The organism is Paraprevotella xylaniphila YIT 11841, assembly GCF_000205165.1.
GTDB lineage: Bacteria > Bacteroidota > Bacteroidia > Bacteroidales > Bacteroidaceae > Paraprevotella > Paraprevotella xylaniphila.
The window spans coordinates 1-20,489 of sequence record NZ_GL883836.1 but is presented as its reverse complement, the minus strand read 5'-3'; the positions used below and the strand labels follow the sequence as shown (position 1 = coordinate 20,489).

Annotated in this window: 15 protein-coding genes and 4 tRNA genes; 12 read left to right on the top strand and 7 right to left on the bottom strand. The window is 48.8% G+C overall.

What is annotated here, in order from left to right; translation table 11 throughout:
- The first annotated feature begins 58 nt into the window (after positions 1–58).
- The 5 genes from dpp5 (at position 59) to HMPREF9442_RS05410 (ending at position 8,465) form a co-directional block, all read left to right on the top strand.
- Positions 59–2,263, top strand: a complete 2,205-nt coding sequence (gene dpp5, locus HMPREF9442_RS05430; protein WP_008626216.1) for a dipeptidyl-peptidase Dpp5 — start codon at positions 59–61, stop codon at positions 2,261–2,263.
- Positions 2,264–2,280: 17 nt separating this feature from the next.
- Positions 2,281–3,651, top strand: a complete 1,371-nt coding sequence (locus tag HMPREF9442_RS05425; protein WP_008626215.1) for an MFS transporter — start codon at positions 2,281–2,283, stop codon at positions 3,649–3,651.
- A gap of 500 nt (positions 3,652–4,151) precedes the next feature.
- Entirely contained in the window at positions 4,152–5,489 is a 1,338-nt protein-coding gene (locus HMPREF9442_RS05420; protein ID WP_253271032.1) for a hypothetical protein, read from the top strand.
- A gap of 96 nt (positions 5,490–5,585) precedes the next feature.
- Positions 5,586–7,613 carry a TonB-dependent receptor plug domain-containing protein gene (locus HMPREF9442_RS05415; protein ID WP_008626213.1) on the top strand — a complete coding sequence of 676 codons (2,028 nt, stop codon included), beginning with the start codon at positions 5,586–5,588 and terminating at the stop codon, positions 7,611–7,613.
- Between the two features lie 3 nt (positions 7,614–7,616).
- Positions 7,617–8,465 carry a DUF4249 domain-containing protein gene (locus HMPREF9442_RS05410; protein WP_008626212.1) on the top strand — a complete coding sequence of 283 codons (849 nt, stop codon included), beginning with the start codon at positions 7,617–7,619 and terminating at the stop codon, positions 8,463–8,465.
- Between the two features lie 6 nt (positions 8,466–8,471).
- Here the strand turns inward: HMPREF9442_RS05410 and ybaK are convergent, their stop codons facing one another.
- Genes ybaK through HMPREF9442_RS05395 form a run of 3 tightly spaced genes read right to left on the bottom strand, consistent with a single transcriptional unit; the run spans position 8,472 to position 12,508 of the window.
- Complete coding sequence (gene ybaK / locus HMPREF9442_RS05405) at positions 8,472–8,960, bottom strand: Cys-tRNA(Pro) deacylase (RefSeq protein WP_008626211.1); 489 nt, start codon at positions 8,958–8,960, stop codon at positions 8,472–8,474.
- A complete protein-coding gene (uvrA, locus tag HMPREF9442_RS05400) occupies positions 8,941–11,781 on the bottom strand; it encodes an excinuclease ABC subunit UvrA (RefSeq protein WP_253271037.1) in 2,841 nt (946 codons plus the stop codon). Before uvrA ends, ybaK begins: the two co-directional genes overlap by 20 nt.
- Positions 11,782–11,788: 7 nt before the next feature.
- Positions 11,789–12,508 carry a T9SS type B sorting domain-containing protein gene (locus tag HMPREF9442_RS05395; RefSeq protein ID WP_008626209.1) on the bottom strand — a complete coding sequence of 240 codons (720 nt, stop codon included), beginning with the start codon at positions 12,506–12,508 and terminating at the stop codon, positions 11,789–11,791.
- A gap of 87 nt (positions 12,509–12,595) precedes the next feature.
- Between HMPREF9442_RS05395 and HMPREF9442_RS05390 the strand changes: the two genes are divergently transcribed.
- A complete protein-coding gene (locus HMPREF9442_RS05390; protein WP_008626208.1) occupies positions 12,596–14,347 on the top strand; it encodes an amino acid ABC transporter substrate-binding protein in 1,752 nt (583 codons plus the stop codon).
- Positions 14,344–15,066, top strand: coding sequence for a porin family protein (locus tag HMPREF9442_RS05385; protein ID WP_008626207.1), 723 nt, complete (start codon positions 14,344–14,346; stop codon positions 15,064–15,066). The genes HMPREF9442_RS05390 and HMPREF9442_RS05385 overlap by 4 nt, the downstream gene beginning before the upstream one ends.
- Positions 15,067–15,136: 70 nt before the next feature.
- Here the strand turns inward: HMPREF9442_RS05385 and HMPREF9442_RS05380 are convergent, their stop codons facing one another.
- Genes HMPREF9442_RS05380 through HMPREF9442_RS05370 form a run of 3 tightly spaced genes read right to left on the bottom strand, consistent with a single transcriptional unit; the run spans position 15,137 to position 16,830 of the window.
- A complete protein-coding gene (locus tag HMPREF9442_RS05380; protein WP_008626205.1) occupies positions 15,137–15,592 on the bottom strand; it encodes a DUF4293 domain-containing protein in 456 nt (151 codons plus the stop codon).
- A gap of 34 nt (positions 15,593–15,626) precedes the next feature.
- Positions 15,627–15,962 (bottom strand): DNA-directed RNA polymerase subunit omega, encoded by a 336-nt coding sequence (locus tag HMPREF9442_RS05375; protein WP_008620281.1) that lies wholly within the window; start codon positions 15,960–15,962, stop codon positions 15,627–15,629.
- A 34-nt stretch (positions 15,963–15,996) separates the two neighbouring features.
- Complete coding sequence (locus HMPREF9442_RS05370) at positions 15,997–16,830, bottom strand: outer membrane protein assembly factor BamD (protein WP_232038284.1); 834 nt, start codon at positions 16,828–16,830, stop codon at positions 15,997–15,999.
- A gap of 152 nt (positions 16,831–16,982) precedes the next feature.
- Between HMPREF9442_RS05370 and uvrB the strand changes: the two genes are divergently transcribed.
- The gene (gene uvrB / locus HMPREF9442_RS05365; protein WP_008626203.1) at positions 16,983–19,004 is read left to right on the top strand and encodes an excinuclease ABC subunit UvrB; all 2,022 of its coding nucleotides are present in this window, start codon (positions 16,983–16,985) and stop codon (positions 19,002–19,004) included.
- 111 nt (positions 19,005–19,115) lie between these two features.
- On the opposite strand, the gene HMPREF9442_RS05360 is transcribed toward uvrB, so the two are convergent.
- On the bottom strand, positions 19,116–19,853 hold the full coding sequence (locus tag HMPREF9442_RS05360; RefSeq protein WP_008626202.1) for a nucleoside-specific channel-forming Tsx family protein: 738 nt from the start codon (positions 19,851–19,853) through the stop codon (positions 19,116–19,118).
- 298 nt (positions 19,854–20,151) lie between these two features.
- On the opposite strand from HMPREF9442_RS05360, the gene HMPREF9442_RS05350 reads away from it, so the two are divergent.
- The 4 genes from HMPREF9442_RS05350 to HMPREF9442_RS05335 all read left to right on the top strand — a co-directional run bounded on the left by HMPREF9442_RS05350 (position 20,152) and on the right by HMPREF9442_RS05335 (position 20,488).
- Positions 20,152–20,229, top strand: a tRNA-Val gene (locus tag HMPREF9442_RS05350).
- An 8-nt stretch (positions 20,230–20,237) separates the two neighbouring features.
- Positions 20,238–20,314: transfer RNA gene (locus tag HMPREF9442_RS05345), tRNA-Arg, on the top strand.
- A gap of 5 nt (positions 20,315–20,319) precedes the next feature.
- Positions 20,320–20,402, top strand: a tRNA-Tyr gene (locus tag HMPREF9442_RS05340).
- A gap of 13 nt (positions 20,403–20,415) precedes the next feature.
- Positions 20,416–20,488, top strand: a tRNA-Gly gene (locus HMPREF9442_RS05335).
- Position 20,489 lies beyond the last annotated feature (1 nt).

The following is a 20,489-nucleotide window of genomic DNA, read 5'->3' as shown; positions in this document are numbered from 1 at the left end:
TCATTCCGGGCTATCCGCAACCGTCCGGAATGATTCATTTTTTTAGCTCACATCTATTATGAATCTCATTCATGTTATGACCGCAGCCCTTACCTTGGCATCCGCCAGTCCGGTATCCGGAGCCAACGACGGACAAATCATCGGGAAAAACCAGATTACACTTACCGGAGACCGCCTCACTCCCGAGGCACTATGGGCCATGGGACGAATCGGGACCTTCGCTGTCTCGCCGGATGCCCAAAAGATTGTGTACACCGTCAGCTATTACAGCGTACAACAGAACAAGAGCCATACCGTTCTTTACCTGATGGATGCCGACGGCACGAACCCTACCCTGCTTACCACCACGGCCGACAACGAAAGCGAACCGGCTTTCACTCCGGACGGACAAAAAATCACCTTCCTGAGCAGCAAAAGCGGAAGCAGCCAGATATGGGAAATGGCTTTGGACGGCACGTCACGCCGTCAAGTCAGTTTCTGCCATAAGGACGTGGAAGGATACAAGTTTTCCCCCGACGGGAAAAAAGTCATCATCGTCCATTCTGTAGACACTTATACTTCTATCGAGAAAAAATACGACGACCTGCCACAGGCCAGCGGTATGGTCATCACCGACCTCAACTACAAACATTGGGACCGTTACGTGACCACCATACCCCATATTTTCGTGGCGGATGTCCGCGACGGACGGGCGGGTGACGGTATCGACCTCCTGAACGGCGAATCGTTTGAATGCCCGATGTTACCGTTCGGAGGCAGCGAACAGTTCAATTGGAGTCCCGACAGCCGTCATATCGTGTACACCTGTCGCAAAAAGACAGGCCGGGACTACGCTATCAGTACGGACAGCGACATCTACCGCTACGATACGGCCACCGGACAAACCGAGAACTTATGCAAGCCTGCGGATTATAAAGAGCCTGAAATCGACCCGTCTCGTTCCATGGAACACCAAGCCATAAACCATCTGGGACGGGATTGCAACGTGGGCTACGACACGAACCCTGCTTATTCTCCCGACGGGAAATATGTGGCATGGCTCAGCATGGCGCGCAACGGTTACGAAAGCGACCGTACCCGACTGTGCGTCCTGGACCTGAAGACGGGTGCAAAAACTTACGTTACGGAAGCTTTCCAATCCGGAGTAGACGGATTCTGTTGGGCAGCCGACAGCCGCTCGTTCTATTTCACCGGCGTATGGCAGGCACGTAGCATGGTACACTCCACCAACCTCAAAGGCGAAGTGAGACCGCTGACCACGGGGGATTTCGACTATGGTGCCGGACTAGCCTTATGCGGTAAAAACCTCATCGTCACCCGCCACAGCATCAGTGCGCCGGACGACATCTACAGCCTTTCCTTTAAAAAGAAGAAAAATGCGGAAGTCAGGCAGCTCACCCGGGAAAACCGATATTTCCAGGAACGCCTGAAGATGGGTGAAGTCAAAGAACGTTGGGTCGCTACCACTGACGGCAAGAAGGAACTCTGTTGGGTGGTTTACCCGCCTCATTTCGACCCGTCCAAAAAATATCCGGTGCTCCTGTTTTGCGAAGGAGGTCCGCAAAGCCCCGTCAGTCAGTTCTGGAGCTACCGCTGGAACCTGCAAATCATGGCTGCCAACGATTATATTGTCATCGCTCCCAACCGCCGCGGCCTGCCGGGCTTCGGCATGGAGTGGTTGGAGGAAATCAGCGGCGACTACAGCGGCCAGTGCATGCAAGACTACCTGAGCGCCATCGATGACATCTGCAAAGAGCCGTATGTGGACAAAGAACGATTGGGATGCGTGGGTGCCAGCTTCGGAGGATACAGTGTGTACTATTTGGCCGGGCACCACGACAAACGCTTCAAATGCTTCATCGCGCATGACGGCATTTTCAACACGCAACAGCAATATTACGAAACGGAAGAAATGTGGTTTCCCAACTGGGACCTCGGCGCAGGTCCTTGGCGTAAGGGCATCAGTGCCGACCCAGACAACGCGGAAAAGGTGGACGACCAGCAAAAGGTGAATCCCTTCACCACCAGTCCCCACCTCTACGTAGACCGTTGGGACACGCCCATCCTTTGCATCCACGGCGAGAAAGACTACCGCATCCTCAGTTCACAGGGGCAGTCGGCTTTCAGTGCCGCCGTCATGCGCGGTATCCCCGCCGAACTCCTGTTGTATCCCGACGAGAACCACTGGGTGTTGAAACCCCAAAACGGCATTTTGTGGCAGCGTACTTTCTTCCGTTGGTTGGACCGTTGGTTGAAAAAATAAATTAAACGATAAACGTCATGAACCAAACTTCGAATCAAAAATTAAATGACAAGGCATGGGCACGTTGGTCTGCCCTCTTCGTTGTGGCTTTCACCATGATGGCCGCTTACTATGTAAACGACATCATGGCTCCGCTCAAAAGCATGCTCGAAGGCGAACTGCATTGGACAAGCGGTGAGTTCGGCTTCTTCACGGGAGCCTACAGTTTCCTGAACGTCTTCCTGCTCATGCTCATCTGGGGCGGACTGATTTTGGACAAATTCGGCATCCGCTTCACTGGTATGTTGTCCACCATCCTGATGGTAGGCGGCACGATATGCGAATACGCTGCCATTACCCGCTTCGGCGGAACCGAAGAGATGCTGTTCGGTTACAAACTGGATGTTTTCATGGCTTCGGCCGGATATTCCGTATTCGGTGTCGGTGCCGAAGTGGCCGGCATAACGGTGACAAAGATCATCGCCAAATGGTTCCACGGCAAGGAAATGGCTTTGGCCATGGGCGTACAGGTCGCCTTGGCCCGCGTCGGCTCGCAAGTGGCATACGCAGTAGCCATCCCCGTAGCCAAGAACTGGCACCTCGATACTCCGTTGCTCATCGGTGCCATCCTGCTCGTCGGCGGGTTGGTTTCTTTCCTGTGCTTCACTTTCATGGACCGCAAGCTCGACCGCCAGGTGACAATCGACACCTCTTGCGGCGACGATGAAAAATTCTCTTTCAAGGATGTGGTGGCCGTAGTCAGCAATCCGGGATTCTGGCTCATCGCCCTCTTGTGTGTCCTGTTCTATTCTTGCGTATTCCCCTTCCAGAAATTCGCCACCGAATTGATGGTGACGAAATACAACGTATCCGAAGACATCGCCGGTACTTTTGCGGGCCTTCCCGCTTTGGGCGCCCTCTTCCTAACCCCCGTATTCGGCGGAATGATAGACCGGCGCGGCAAAGCGGCCTCCATCATGATGTTGGGCGCAGCCATGCTCATTTTCGTGCATGCCATCTATGCCATTCCTTTCATTCACGCCTCTTGGGTAGCCATCATCCTGATGATTATCCTGGGCATCGCCTTCTCCCTCGTCCCGTCCGCCATGTGGCCTTCCGTGGCCAAGATATTTCCTGTCAAACAATTAGGTACGGCATACGCCCTGATATTCTTCATCCAGAACATCGGTTTATGGGGCATCCCGGCCCTCATCGGCAGCGTACTCGAAAACTATTGCATCACGGGGCAGGAAATAGTGAACGGCAAAACGACCAATCTTTACGACTATACCCTCCCGATGTGTATCTTCACCGGTATAGCCATTCTCTCTTTGTTGGTGGCATTCTTTCTCAAATCCGCAGACAAGAAATACGGATACGGACTGGAAAAGGCCAATCTTAAGAAATAAATCTTTTCGGAACAGGAAAAAGCCGGTATTTGGAGGTTCGCCGAAAAATACCGGCTTTTGTTTTTTCACTTCTGTTTGTCCGGTTTTATTCCTCTCAAGAATAGGATATAAAAGTCCCATCCATTCGACAAACCATACATCATAAACAATTATATTCCAATTACTTGCAAAATAAAAATCAATCTCCGCAGAATGAAAATTCGATTGGCTGTGATTGAAAAATCAATCGGCTGAGACTGAAAAACCGTTTGGCGCAGAACCGTGCACCAATGTCCTAACCCTCTTACCACGTTGTAAAAGAAAAGAAATTCAAAGAGTGTATTTCAGAGCCGCACCAATATGTTAATATAATATAAATTCAAGTAAATACATTTCTCCTTTTATTAAAACCACTATATTTGTAAATGAAATTAACACATCCATGCACAAGGAAATGAAGGGAAGCATTCCCGTACGCATGCGAGAAAAACCGTTAACTTCCCACTTAAACCAACTAAACAATGAGAAAAAGACTATTCTATTCTTTATTTTTAGGCGCGGTGTTGTGTATGACAACAGCTTGCAGCGACGATGACAACGGTGGCCCGGGCGACGGCGGTGGTGGAAATGGAAACGTCCCCGTCACGACCGTAGAGCAGGCACAAGAAGAGATAGACCGTGTGGGCAAGGCATTGGCGGCAAAGATTGACGTGGAACGCCTCAAACCGACCATCTCGCTGTTGGAATATTGCGAGAACACGTTCTTCAACGAGGATGACGAGGTCATACTACCCGACTACCCGAACCATCCGGATTACGGTTGGAGAAGCCTCATGCGCACCATGCGCCTTAGCGCACAAGACGATATTGCCGCATTAGCCTCCAAGCGAGCTATCGGCGACGTGTACGAAATCAGCCAGCTCCATGGCAAATGGCAATGGAACGAGACCACGGAAGAATGGGATCAGATTTCGGACGCTTCGATGAACAATTCGGCCATCTATATGTTCAAATACGAAGGCAAGGACTGTGTGGCTGAACTGAAAGGTAGCGGCCAAGAGTTCGAGTTCGCACGTAAGGATTCTACCGGATATGTATATTCTGAAACCATTAAGATTCCGGCTACCATAACCGGAACCATAAAACTCAATGGAGAGCTTATGATCCAGCTTACCGTCAACACGGAAGCCTGCGACTATGCCGGCAAACAATATTCCGCAAATGCAACGTTCGAGGCCACCAATGCCGGTTATAAAGTCACCCATTCTTTGCTCGACAATAACAGCGAGGCGGCCGTGAAATCGGAACTTTACAGCGGAAACGAACGCCTGATTACCATGTCGTGCAGCGTGAACGGGCGTAATTTGGCTGACATCGATTTGATCGAATCCGGATATTTCGACGGAAACGCCAACTTGAAAAACGGAATCTTGGGTTGCAACATCATGGACGACATAAGCTTGAACATCACTGCCGACAACAACAACGGACTGGTAGACGCCTTCGACTACGATGGGTATTATTATTACTACCAAGGTGACACGGTAGGCTCATTGGAAAGCTTGAAAGAGGCTGCCCGCGTAAAGGCACAAAGGGCTGTCGATGCCGCCAACCAATACGTACAAGCTGCGATGTTCTTCAAGAACAGTACCTATTCCGTACCTCTGACATGGCAAACCGTCCATTACGATTATTCATATCCCGGAGGCTACTATTATTCCGGTGAATGGTCGGCCGAACCGGTATTGAACTTCGAGAATGGCACGACTTACACGTTTGGAGAGTACTTCACGGTTGCACGTTTCCAATCCCTGATTGCCGTGTATGAAGAATTGTTCGGACGCTTCGAGAATTTATAATATACTTTTTTAGTTTGACCATGGCAGGCTGGCTCGCGTTTCCACTTCGTCGGAATCCGTTGTCGGCCTGCTTTCACGTGTGTCCGGCATACCAACATGTACAAAACCATAAGCATTTTGTTCCTGCTCGTTTGGTTCCACCAAAATCTACGTGCCTCGCTCGCAGACAGCCTGCAAAGCGAACGGATGGAAGAAGTGGAGGTGAAAGCTTACAGCCCCCGCACGTTGTCGGATGACCGGAACGGCCGCCTGTATTGGAACATGGAATCGCTAGCAGACATGCCTCATGTATTGGGCAGTGCAGACCCCTTACGCAGCTTGCAACTTCTTCCGGGAGTAGCCACCAATAACGACTATACCTCCGGCATCCACATACAGGGATGTGCGGCTTCCCAAAGCATATTGAACATGGACGGGACACCGATATTCAACGCTTCCCACCTGTTAGGCCTGTTTTCCGTATTCAACGCCTCTCACTTCCGCGGCATGTCATTGGTCAAAAACCGTCACGATGCCGCTTTCTCCAACCGTTTGGGCGGAGAAGTTTCTTTCTATCCTACCGATTCCATAGCCCATAAAGTCCACCTTGACGCCACCGTCAGTTTCATGGAGAGCGAAGGTACGCTGACGCTCCCTGTTGGTGAGCATTCCACGCTCTACTTATCCGGACGCGGAAGCTACCTGAACCTGCTCTATGGCAACCTGTTGGAAATAGACGAAATGAAACTCCGCTATGGCCTGCAAGACTATAACCTGACTTTTGTGCAACAAGCCGGAGCACATGATAAAATACGCCTTAGCTTATATCATGGTCAGGACCGCATGAACCTGTTGCAGGAAGACTTTGCAGACGAAAACAAGCTGAATTGGCAGAACACAGCTGCCGCATTGCACTGGCAACACCATTCATCCCGGTTCATCCTCCAACAAAACGCCACCTTCAGCCGCTACCGCAACACGTTGGATATGGGCATCAGTTCCGTATCCCTCAACCTGTCCTCCGGCATCACGCAAGCCGGTTACGCCGCCCGTTTGGAATGGACACGGGGCAACCTTCAATGGAACGGAGGTGTGGAATACAACTATTACCATTTCCGTCCCATGCAGTTCGAAGTCTCCGGTTCGTTCATCGAAAACGAAACACCCAAATTCCTCGAAGATGCCCACGAAGCCAATGCCTACCTTCAGGCCGACATTTCCATCCACCCCTCCTGGTCGGTACTCGGAGGATTGAGATTGTCATCCTACCACAGCCATGGCCGCAGCTTCATTTCGCCAGACCCGCGCATCACCCTGAACTACCATCCCTCGTCCTCCCATACTTTGTCTGTACATTACGGCCTGTACCATCAATACCTTCATCAGATGTCCGTCTCCAACGGTGGGTTGCCCGTAGACTATTGGACCTCTTCGTCTCCTTCCGTATGCCCCCAACAGGCTCATTCCATCGCCTTAGGTTATTATTTCCGGTCACAAAAAGGAATGATGGAAATCAGTGCGGAAGTTTACTATAAGAAGCTGAGCCATCAGCACGAATATTCAGGTTCCATATTGGATTTCTTCACGCAGGTCTACCACATAGAAAACAATATGATACATGGGAAAGGCTATAACTATGGTCTGAATCTCATGCTGAAAAAGAACAGAGGCAAACTCTCCGGTTGGGTCAGTTATGCCATAGGGAGCAGCCGGCGCCGTTTTCCCGAACTTAGTCCGACAGAATGGTTCAACTCGACTTTCGACCGCCTCCACGACTTGTCCGTAGTAGCCAACTACCGGTTCAACCGGCACTGGAGCTTAGGAGGAGATTTCGTATACGCCAGTGGCACGCCCTACACCAAAGCCAAAAGCGTGTACGTCATCAACAACAACATAGTGAGCGAATACGGAAAGTACAACGGCGCCAACCTGCCGTCCACCCACCGCATGGACATCGCCCTGACCTATCGCTTCTCTCCTCGTGGACACAGGGAGCAAAGCCTGAACCTCTCCATTTACAACTTATATGCCCGGCGCAATGTACTGTTCAGTTTCCTGGGCTTTCAGGAAGAGAACTTCGGCTACAAACATGTGTATTCCCTTTGCCGCATGTTGCCTTCCATCGGTTATACTTTAAAATTCTGAGCCATGAAACCATATTGCATATACACACTCGGCCTGATACTTATGGCATGTGCCACACTTACGGCCTGCATGGAGGAAGAAGACGCGGAACTCCAAACGCAATTAGTCGTAGAGGGATGGATTGAGGACGGTGGATACCCCGTGGTCTTGTTGGGCGAAACCCATGCCATAGATGCCGGTATGCAGAATATCGAGAACTACATCGTACGTTGGGGGAAAGTAACCATCTCTGACGGGACCGACAGCGTGGTGCTGACCGGAGGATATGACAATGACTTCTTTCCACCCTATAAGTACACGACATTCAAAATGACCGGACAGGCCGGAAAAACCTACACGCTGACTGCCGAGTACCGGGGACAAAAAGCCACGGCCGTCACGACCATCCCCCATCCCATCGAACTGGACTCCCTGCATGTCGTCCGCAGCGAAAGCGACACCTTATTCTATATAAAAGCTTTTTTTGAAGACAATCCCGACGAAAGGAACTACTACGGACTGTTCAGCAAAAGGCACGAAAAAGACAAGGCTTTCCTCTTGTCTTTCATGGGAGTATTCTCGAATGAAGTCATCCCCACGCACGTGGCAGCCGACGTGTACTGCGGGACCTCCGTCTATACGGAAGCCGACAGGAACGCATCCGCCTATTTCAAAAAGGGTGACTTGGTGCAAGTCAAACTCTGCCATATAGACCAAGCCTCTTACGAATTCTGGAAAAGTTACTCCAACCTGAACCACCTGTCTTCCAACATGTTCTTCCCTTACACGAACGACTTGGAATCCAATATCCGAGGTGGAAAAGGCTATTGGTGCGGATACGGAGCCAGCACCCTTTCCGTGAGCATCCGCTGACTACAATCACAACGCAACCAAATCGGCATATTCCGCCCTTGCCTCATGCAACAAATCCCGGGGCGATAACTTGACCTGCAAACCGCGCTGCCCGGCACTGACGTAAATATAACCGTACTGTGCCGCCGTCCCGTGTACGTAGGTAGGAAAATGTTTCTTCATCCCTATCGGGGAACATCCGCCACGGATATAACCGGTCGTAGGCAAAAGTTCCTTCATCGGCAGCAGTTCGCATTTCTTATTGCCGCTCACACGGGCCGCTTTTTTCAGGTCTATCTCATGTTCTCCGGGTACTACGCAAACAAAATAACCGGTCTTGTCGCCATGCAGCACGATGGTCTTGAACACCCGTTCCACATCTTCGCCCAACTGGGCGGCCACGTGCACGGCACTCAAATCCGATTCGTCCACCTCGTATGGAATCAATTCGTATGCGACCTTGGCCTTGTCCAACAAGCGTGCCACATTGGTCTTGTTAACCTTTTGCTTTGCCATAAAGTACCTCCTTCAAATATGCGGCTGTATAACCTTTCCCATAACGCACCAAATCCTCGGGCGTACCCTCGAACAAAAGCTCGCCGCCACCACGGCCGCCGTCCGGTCCCATATCGATGAGGAAGTCTGCCGACTTGATGACATCCAAATTGTGCTCGATGACCATCACGGTGTTGCCTTTGTCCACCAGACGGTTCAGCACGCCGAGCAACACGCGTATGTCTTCAAAATGCAAACCGGTGGTCGGCTCGTCCAATATATATATGGTTTGCCCCGTGTCGCGCTTGGACAGCTCCGTGGCCAACTTGATGCGTTGGCTTTCGCCACCCGATAACGTGGTAGAGGGCTGTCCCAGTTTGATGTATCCTAAGCCCACATCCTGCAAAACTTTGATTTTATTCAGAATCACCGGCTGATTCTCGAAGAACTCCACTGCACGGTTAATCGTCATATCCAAAACGTCGGCTATGGATTTGCCTTTAAAACGAACTTCCAGCGTCTCACGGTTGTAACGCTTTCCGTGACATACCTCGCACGGAACGTACACGTCTGGAAGGAAATTCATCTCAATGGTCTTATATCCGTTTCCACCGCATGCTTCGCAACGTCCCCCCTTCACGTTGAAAGAGAAACGTCCCGGTTTATAACCTCGTATCTTCGCCTCGGGAAGGCTGACGAAAAGCGCACGGATATCGTTGAACACCCCGGTATAGGTAGCCGGATTGGAACGCGGCAAACGCCCGATGGGCGACTGGTCCACACTGACCACCTTGTCCACGAATTCCAAACCTTCAACTTTGTCGTAAGGCAAAGGGTCACGCAATGAACGGTAGAAATGTTGCGAAAGGATGGGCTGCAAAGTATCGTTAATCAACGTGGACTTTCCGCTTCCGGACACTCCCGTAATGCAAACCAACTTACCCAAAGGAAACTCTACATCCACACCTTTCAGGTTGTTTCCCCGTGCGCCCCTCAACCACAAAGAGTGTCCGTTGCCCTTCCTGCGCTGCCCGGGGATTTGAATGGAACAAGTACGGTTCAGATAACGTGAAGTCAACGTATCTTGCTTCAACATCTCTTCCGGCGTGCCTTGGAAGACCACCTCGCCACCCAACCTGCCGGCTTTCGGTCCCATATCAATGATATAATCTGCACTCTCCATCATTTCTTCGTCATGTTCCACCACAACCACCGTGTTTCCCGTGTCACGCAAAGCCTTCAGCGAGTTTATCAAGCGGCGGTTGTCCCGTTGGTGCAGACCGATACTGGGTTCGTCCAAGATATACAAGACATTGACCAGTTGAGAGCCAATCTGCGTAGCCAGACGGATACGTTGGCTCTCGCCGCCCGACAATGACACCGACGAACGGTTCAAGGACAGATAATCCAAGCCCACATCCATAAGGAACTTCAGGCGCGAACGGATTTCTTTCAAGATTTCCGGGGCTATCTTTCTCTGCCGGTCGGTCAGCCTTTCCTCCACGTGCAACATCCAATCATACAATTCACCGATATCCATCGCCGACAACTCCGCAATGTTCTTGTCTGCCATACGGAAATGCAAAGCTTCCTTGTTCAAACGGCATCCTCCACATTCCGGGCAAGTCACCGTCTTGGAGAACTGTTCCGCCCATTTCTGTGCCGAAGCCGAAGTCTCGTTCTCTTGCATCATCTGGATGTATTTCACCAATCCTTCGTAGGTCACATAATAATCCGATGAGGTGTGCACCAACTGAGACTTGATGCGTACGCGGTCCATGCTGCCGTTCAATATTTCGTTCAACGCTTCCTCCGGCAAATCCTTGACCGGTGTCTTCACATCAGCGTCGTATTTTTCCAATAAAGCATCTATCTGCCAGAATATCATGCTGTTTTTATACTTCCCCAAAGGCAGGATAGCCCCCTCGTACACCGAAAGGTTACGGTCCGGAATCACTTTATCCATGTCTATCAGGCTGACATAGCCCAATCCTTTGCACCGCGGACAAGCCCCCTGCGGAGAGTTGAAAGAAAAGTTATGAGGAGCCGGGTCACGGTAGGACAACCCCGTTTCGGGGCACATCAAACGTTTACTGTAATGACGTACGGCCTCCGTTTCGGCATCATAAACCATAAGCTGCCCTTCGCCCTGTTGCATGGCCGTAGCCACACTAGCGTGCAACCGTTTGTCATCCTTCTGCTGTACGCAAAGCTTATCCACAACGATTTCTATGCTGTGGTTCTTATAACGGTCGAGCTTCATCCCATGGGATATTTCGCGAATCTCGCCGTCCACGCACACATATAAAAACCCCTTGCGGCGTATCGTCTCGAACAGTTCTTTGTAATGTCCTTTACGGTTACGCACCACGGGAGCCAACAGATAGATGCGCCGTCTCTCGTAATCCCTGATAATCAAATCTATCACCTGCTCTTCGGTGTAACGCACCATCTTCTTGCCCGACAAATAGGAATAAGCCTCTCCGGCACGGGCATACAGCAAACGCAGGAAATCATAGATTTCGGTAGTGGTCCCTACGGTAGAACGGGGATTTTTATTGGTCGTCTTCTGTTCGATGGAAATCACAGGGCTCAAGCCCGTAATCTTGTCCACATCCGGACGCTCCAAGTTACCCAAAAAGTTACGTGCGTATGCCGAAAATGTCTCTATGTAGCGACGCTGCCCTTCGGCGAATATCGTATCGAAAGCCAATGAAGACTTCCCGCTCCCGCTCAACCCGGTAATCACCGTCAGACTGTTGCGCGGCAGCTCCACATCCACATTCTTCAGATTATGCACTCGCGCACCGAACACTTCTATTTTTTCTGCTTCGTTATCCATCATCCTATTAATCATTTCCATTGGTGCCCGTCCCCGAATAACCGGTCAACACATTCACATCTTTTCTTATCTTATATTCCTTTCCGTCGGCTCCACGTGCATTGACTACCACGAAATACACACCGTCTTTGACGGTCTTGCCATGAAACTTCCCATCCCATCCGCCATCCAAAGTATCCCAAGCGTACAATTTTTGTCCCCACCGGTTGAAAATGACCGCTTTGAAGCTGACGATGGACTGATAGCCTTCCTTTACCTTATATATATCATTGTAACCGTCCCCGTTGGGAGAGAAAGCGTTCGGCATTTCCAAAACGGACTCGCTGATGGAGACCACAAACGGTTCTGCCGCTCCCTCTTCGGGGAACACGATAGTGTCGTTGCCATGCACGAAAGTGGCATAAAATTGCACGTAAAACGTACCGCTTTCGGTGAAAGTGTACTCCAGATTCTCATCGAAACGATCTATTATCGGGGCATTCTCCTGCCCTTCGCGATACACACGCCACTCATACCGTACCATATAATCCCCTAAATCTTCCACATTGGAAGTAAAATGCCCCGCTAACGGAGCCGACTGGGGTTCGGACGCATCTTCCAACTCTTCACCCGTAGCGGTCGTATAACGCGCAGCCGGATTGGCCGTAGGATAAACCGTTTGTGCCGAAAGCGAAAAAGGAACAGCACAGAATAAACCTAAAAACAAATACTTCAAAATAGTTTTCATGCCTGAATATTTGTGCAAAAATAATGTTTCCCGTTGACATAACCACTTTTTTTATGTAATTTTGTCCGCAATATCAGAAAAAAAGAAATGGCACACTGGAAAAGATTTATATATGTCATAATCGCCCTGTTTTCCTTACAACTGACGGCTCGTGCGCAGGAAACAGAAACATTTGTACATACCATCAAACAAGGAGAAACGGTATATTCCATAGCCCGCACTTATCAGGTATCTCCCGAATCTATCCTCAAGCTGAACCCGACAGCCTCGACAGGCATCAAAGCCGGAGGAACACTGACAATCCCGCAACAGCAAAACGGCACGCAAGAAAAACGTTTCCATACGATTCAAGCCGGAGAAACACTTTACAAACTGACTAAAACTTACCAAGTAAGTGCCGACGATATTTGCAAAGCCAATCCGGGACTTACGGCCGAAAACTTCAAGGCGGGAATGGTCATCCGTATCCCGGCTTCCACCATGCCCGTGAATATAGCCCCGGCAAAGGAAACCGCCCAACCACAAGGAGTAGCACAATCCGGATGCCGGGAAATGCACAAGGTAAAACGCAAGGAAACTTTGTACAGCATCGCCCAGAATTTCAATCTGACGGAAGCCGAATTGAAAGCGGCAAATCCGGAAATGAACGAGCCTGGTTATAAACTCCGCAAAGGAGACTTCGTCTGTATCCCTTTTCCTAAACCGGAAAAGCCGAAAGAAGTTATCCCAACCAATGAAGAATTGATGGGGAAGAAAACAGTGTCTGCCCCACAGAAAAAAATCAGTTTAGGGGTGATATTGCCTTTCAAAGGAGGCACGCCGGAAAACGAAAAGATGATTGAATTCTACAGGGGGGTATTGATGGCGGTAGAAAACATGAAGAGATCCGGAACGTCAGTAGATATCTTCGCCTACGATTCAGGTAAAAGCCCGGGTGACATCCAAGCCATCGTAAACAACCACCCTCTCAACCATCTTGACTTTATCATCGGTCCCTTGTACCCGGAACAGATTGCACCTCTCAGCAAATTCTGCCAACACCATCACATCAAGTTGGTAGTACCTTTTTCTTCCCTTGGCGACAATGTATATGAAAATCCATATTATTACGCCATCAACCCTCCCAAATCATACCAGTTTGCGGAAGCTGCGCGGCTGACCACGGAACTCTTCGGAAAAGAGAACGTCATTTTCTTGGAAGGCACTGAAAACGACAAAGACGCAGCTGCATTCGTCGATGCAACACGGAAACGGTTACAACAAAACGGCAGCAAGGCAAACCACCTGAGACTTAACGACGATGAAATAAAGTGGATGGAGGCAATGACCCAATACAAAGACAATGTCATCATTCCCAACTCATCCAGTATCAAACTGTTAAACCAACTGTTTCCCAAGCTGAAAGAGTTCACTAAAAAGAACCCCGAATACAGAATCAAACTGGTAGGGTATCCAGAATGGCAGACGTACGCCAACAATCATTTGGAGAACTTCTACCAATTCAACACATACGTCTATTCTTCCTTTTTCAGGAATCCGCTGAACGGCAACGCCGACGAATTTGAGAATGCCTACCAAAAGGCATTCCACACGCCGACCCTCGTGTCGTGGCCACGTTTCGGTATGTTGGGTTTCGACACGGCGATTTATTTCCTGAAAGGCATATCTACGTATGGAGAAGCTTTCGACCAACATCTTTCGCAAATCGTCACGACTACTTATCAACATCGTTTCGACTTCCAACGCATCAGTAATTGGAGCGGCTTTATTAACCGTGAAATCGAATTTATCCACTACAGTCCATCCCACAGCATTGAACTAATCCGACTGAAAAAATGAGAAAAGCATTCCTCATCGCGATAGCGACCTGCTGCATCGGGACTTCTAAAGTGTACGGTCAAATCGGTGAACCGCGTAACGACCTGGCCGTCGGTTTCAATGCAGGATACACGCTGAACCAAGTCATGTTCAACCCTACCATCCAACAAAAATTCAAAGGGGCACCGACTTTTGGTTTCACGGCCAGATATACCTGCGAAAAGTATTTCAAAAGTTTGTGTTCCATCCAACTGGAGGTTAATTATACCAATTTGGGATGGGAAGAATTGATAGAAACGTCCAACGATACCTACAAGCGGGATATCAGCTACATACAAATTCCATTGTTAGCCCGCATGGGTTGGGGATACGAACAAAAAGGTGCTTTGTTTTATGTCGTAGCCGGTCCACAAGTCGGCTTTTATTTAGGCGACAAGGGACACAAAGGCGGGCTTTTCAACGACTCGACTCTGAACCTCCGTCCGGGACAAGTGAACCAACAATACGACATGCCGGTAAAAAACAAATTTGAATATGGCATCACAGCCGGTGCTGGTCTTGAGGTCAATACCAAAATCGGACATTTCCTTTTGGAAGGCCGTTACTACTACGGATTGAGCGATATATTCGGCAATGGCAAGAAAGACGTGTTCGGCCGGTCGGCCAATGGCACTATCGTGGTAAAAGCCAGTTACCTATTCGATATTGTACGTACGCGACGGTCTTCAGACAAAAAGTAAAAAAAGAAAGTGCGTTAAAATGAAGCCATCCATTCCAACGCACTTTCTTTTTATTTTATCCCTCTTTTCCCTATCTCAAACGGTCAAGCGAACGGACAATCAATTCGTCCTTCATAATGTTCCGGAAAGCCAGATAGTCTAATATCAATCCTACCGCCGGAAAGGCCGCAGTCCAAGAAAGGGTGAAATCAGCATCATAACGGAATTTAAACACGTAAACGAAAACCCCGAACACGATATAGTAGCCCACCAAGATAAGGCTGCTGAACACGGACAAGCGCACCTGAAACATACGGCGCTTAAACAAAAATATGGCTGCAAACGAAGTGAACGCTGCCAAAACCAACAGTACAAACATGGCCCACGGAGCAAATACTCGCGCCCCGTCGGCCATCGTAAGCCATAAATTATAGAAATCTGCTATCCCGATACCGTCTTGGTGAAAATGTCCTACGGGCATGCACAAGCATACCACCGCACATACCGCAACCAAGAAAAGATAGACAGACTGGATTCTTTGAATCATACCGTTCGACAATATTATAAAAATAAATATCCGCTTATTCTATCGTATCTTTCTCCTTCAACGGATTACGGAAATATATTTTCCCTTCTACAAATTCTTGCGTGGCAATCAACGACGGCTTCGGCAATTTCTCATAAAAACGGGAAATCTCAATCTGTTCGCGGTTCTCGAAAACTTCATCCAAATTGTCACTTACAGAGGCGAACTCCTGCAATTTCTTGGACAACTCATTCTTAATGTCCAAAGAAATCTGATTCGCACGCTTGCCAATGATAGCTACGCTTTCATAGATATTACCGGTTTCGTCACACAGATCCATAATGTCACGGGTCACTGTGTTTGTAGGCGCATTTGTTTTTTTATAATCCATAATTATATAATTGATTTACTTGTTTCTTTTACCCTTAAGATTTCTTATTCACATATTTCTCCGACTGCGCAAAAATCCGCTGCGCATCTTTTAAGTATTTAGATTCGGGATATTCGTTCATGAAGCCGTAATATTCGTCTATGGTATCACGATAACGGTCCAACCGCTTCTCTTCCACGCTTTGCAAAGCCAACTGGTACTTGGCACGCAATATCATAATGGAAAACTCCTCGCGACGTTCCGGACTGGCATACGGATAATCCAGTAAGGCGTTACGAGCCGTCACAATACACGCCTCGTAGTTACTGCCTCCATACGAACAGTTATACATATATGAACCTAAATCGTAATATAGCTTAGCGGCCTGAAATTCTTTCTCCACCATCTTGTCTTGCAAAGCAAAAATCATCTCCTGTGTCCGATCTTTCAGACTCGTATAGGGATAGTAATCTAAAAAATCCTGAAACTCTTTCACCGCAGCCATCGTACTACTCTGGTCCAAACGCGTGTCCGGCACGCTTTCATAAAGGGCACGCCCCGCATAAAAACGGGCATACTCTACATAAACTCCCTTAGGATAAGACTGATAGTATTTCTTAAAATAGGAATGCGCCACATCGAAATTACCGTCACAGAACTCCGACATCGCCAACATATAAAGGCATTCTTCCCCACGCGAAGTCCCTTTCATCAAAGTGACAAGCTCCCCCAACAATACGGACGAACGGGAATATTGCCCCTTGACAAAGTATTCCTTTGCAGCCTCGTACTTATAATCGTAATCTGCAGTCTTCATCACGTTGTTATACTGGTTACACGAGGCCAACAACAACATCGCTCCCGACAGCCATAAAAAAATCCGTTTCATATTGTACAATTGAACTGCAAAATTATGGAAAAGCATCGAATTTTGCAAAGAAAGGAAGTTTTTAAATGCAAAAAAAGCACATGAAACGGCTTTTTAGAGATAAAATACCTATTTTTGTAGCTTGAAGAAACTTAAAATATCCAAGCCATAATATGCCTAAATTCGAGCTGACCGCCGATTATTCTCCTACCGGAGACCAACCGGAAGCCATTGCCCAACTCACGGAAGGAGTCTTGCAGGGCGTGCCGGCCCAAACGCTGTTGGGCGTGACCGGGTCGGGTAAAACCTTCACGATAGCCAACGTGATCCAGAACATCAACAAGCCTACGCTGATTCTCAGCCACAATAAAACACTTGCCGCACAATTATACGGTGAATTCAAAAGCTTTTTCCCGCACAATGCCGTGGAGTATTATGTGTCGTATTATGACTACTACCAACCGGAGGCTTACATCCCGTCTACCGACACTTATATAGAAAAGGATTTGGCCATCAACGACGAGATAGACAAGTTGCGGTTGGCGGCAACTTCCGCCCTCCTGTCCGGACGGAAAGACGTAGTGGTCGTCTCATCCGTCAGTTGTATCTACGGCATGGGGAACCCGGCGGCTTTTTATGACAATGTGATAGAACTAAAACGAGGCAAATTGTTAGACCGCAACGTATTCCTCCGACGTTTGGTCGACAGCCTGTACACCCGAAACGACTTGAATCTGGAACGTGGGTGCTTCCGGGTCAAAGGTGATACAGTAGACATTTACTTGGCTTATTCCGACAATCTCTTGCGCGTGACATTCTGGGACGATGAAATCGATGCCATAGAAGAGGTAGACCCCGTAAGCTGCCTCCGCTTGGGGAGTTTCGACGAATACCGCATCTATCCGGCCAACTTGTTCATGACCACAAAAGAAAGTACGGCGAAAGCCATACACCAGATAGAAGACGACTTGCACAAACAAGTAAGTTACTTCGAAGAGACAGGAAAGCCGTATGAAGCCAAACGATTATACGAACGAGTCACGTATGATATGGAAATGATACGCGAATTGGGGCATTGCAGCGGCATCGAGAACTATTCGCGCTATTTCGACGGGCGTGAGGCCGGTACACGCCCCTATTGCCTGTTGGACTTCTTCCCCGAGGATTTCCTGATTGTTATCGACGAGAGCCACGTGTCCGTACCGCAAATCAATGCCATGTACGGCGGAGACCGCGCCCGCAAAAAGAACTTGGTTGAATACGGTTTCCGGCTTCCGGCTGCCATGGACAACCGCCCTTTGAAATTCGAAGAGTTCCAACAACTGGCCAAACAGGTCATTTATGTATCTGCCACTCCGGCCGACTATGAACTGCAACAGAGCGAAGGTATCGTAGTGGAGCAGGTTATCCGCCCTACCGGACTACTCGACCCCGTCATCGAGGTGCGTCCAAGCCTGAACCAAGTGGACGACCTGATGGAAGAAATACAGCAACGCATCGAGAAAGACGAGAGAATCTTGGTCACCACGCTGACCAAACGAATGGCGGAAGAACTCACCGATTACTTCATGAAGCACGACATACGCACCAATTTTATCCATAGCGACGTAGACACGCTTGAACGTGTGCAAATTATGGATGACCTCCGTGCCGGACGCTTCGATGTGCTAGTCGGTGTGAATTTACTCCGTGAAGGGTTGGATCTTCCGGAAGTTTCCTTAGTAGCTATCCTGGATGCAGACAAAGAGGGCTTCTTGCGTTCGCATCGCTCGCTCACACAAACCGTAGGACGGGCAGCCCGTAACGTACATGGCAAGGCCATCATGTATGCCGACCGAATCACGGACAGCATGCGGAAAACCATCGACGAAACCAACCGACGGCGCGAAAAGCAGCTTAAATACAATGAAGAACATGGCATCACTCCGCAACAAATCAAGAAAGGCCGGAAAATGACCGACCTTATCAGTGCCAATGCGGAAGCTCACGCGGAACCCCGTGCTTATATCGAACCGGAAGAAAAAATGGCAGTGGCCGACCCTATCATGGAATATATGACGCGCGACCAATTGGAAAAGAGCATAGAACGCAGCCGAAAACTCATGCAGGAAGCGGCGAAGAAGTTAGACTTCATCGAAGCCGCCCAATATCGGGACGAAATGCTGCGTATGGAAGAGATGCTGAAAGGAAAATAAAGCACTCGAAAAAAAGGAAAGGAGGAAGGGCTTTTGGGTTATGCCTTCCTCCTTTTCCTATTTTATATAAACTTCCTCAACATACGGAAACGTCTGTTCAGCCCCAAAAGTCTAAAACTCCCACTTACATGCAATCGTAGGTATGGCATAAAAACGGTTGTTTTGTCCGGTTTCCGTATACACGAAATTATTACTGATTTCAACCTCCGTACCAATACTCAACTTGAAATCGTCACTTACCCTTCTCAACGCAGCCAGATTAAACCAAAATTGCGGTTCCGACATCAGGATGAGATTCCCGTTCACGGTATTATTGTACCACAAATCGACAAAACCGCTGAACGTACACAAGCCTCCGGCAAAACGGTTTCGCCAAACGCCTGTCAACTGCCAGCTATGACAATAAGGGCCGTTCTTAGCCAAGTATTTGTACATGGCCTGTACGGAAAATCCCTTGGCAAAGTCTTTGCTATTCCAGTTGTAAGCCGCGCCGGCCAGATAGGCATCACCGAAAGCATAACCATCTCCCTTTCCGGTTCCATAACTCAAACCACCGTTGTACTCCACATGGAATGCCACCGGCATTTTCTTAGTTTGGATTTCCCGGGAAAACTCGCCATAGGCTCCACGCAAAACATTGTCACCGAAATCAGCATCCATAAAGAAATAGGTACTTCCCCACTTGTCGGCAGAGAAATTCTCAACGGTTGCTGTCAGATGCTGGCGCGAAGAAATCTCGTTGCCATACATCCCATGACCCAGGTCGTAATGTAACTGGACGTTGAGTTGGGCAAGGCTTTTTGTACCCCACAGGCACAATGCCCCGACGTAAATAAACTTTTTTTTCATTACTTTTGATTTTAAAAAAACGCCGGCAAAGTTATATAAAATACTCCAAAAACGAATGTCCCCCTAAAAGAAAGTAGAAGACCGTCCTTTCTACACTTCTGTATACAAAAAAGACAATCCTCATAACCCTATAAGAATTAGATTCTTAAAAAACATCACAGCATACATGCAAAAAAAACATCGAAAAAAAAATCCTCAAATGTTTGCCGGATTAAAAAAAGTGCGTACCTTTGCAACCGCAAACGAGAAACAACACAGGCAAAACTTAAAAACCTGAATGTTTTTCAATGCGAGAGAGGGGCGTTTAGCTCAGTTGGTTCAGAGCATCTGCCTTACAAGCAGAGGGTCGGCGGTTCGAATCCGTCAACGCCCACCACCTCTTACGGCTCCGTAGCTCAACTGAATAGAGCATCTGACTACGGATCAGAAGGTTACAGGTTTGAATCCTGTCGGAGTCACCAAGAGCGGGTGGATACCAGAGTGGCCAAATGGGGCAGACTGTAAATCTGCTGGCTTACGCCTTCGGTGGTTCGAATCCATCTCCACCCACAACCATAAAATTGCGGAAATAGCTCAGTTGGTAGAGCACGACCTTGCCAAGGTCGGGGTCGCGAGTTCGAGTCTCGTTTTCCGCTC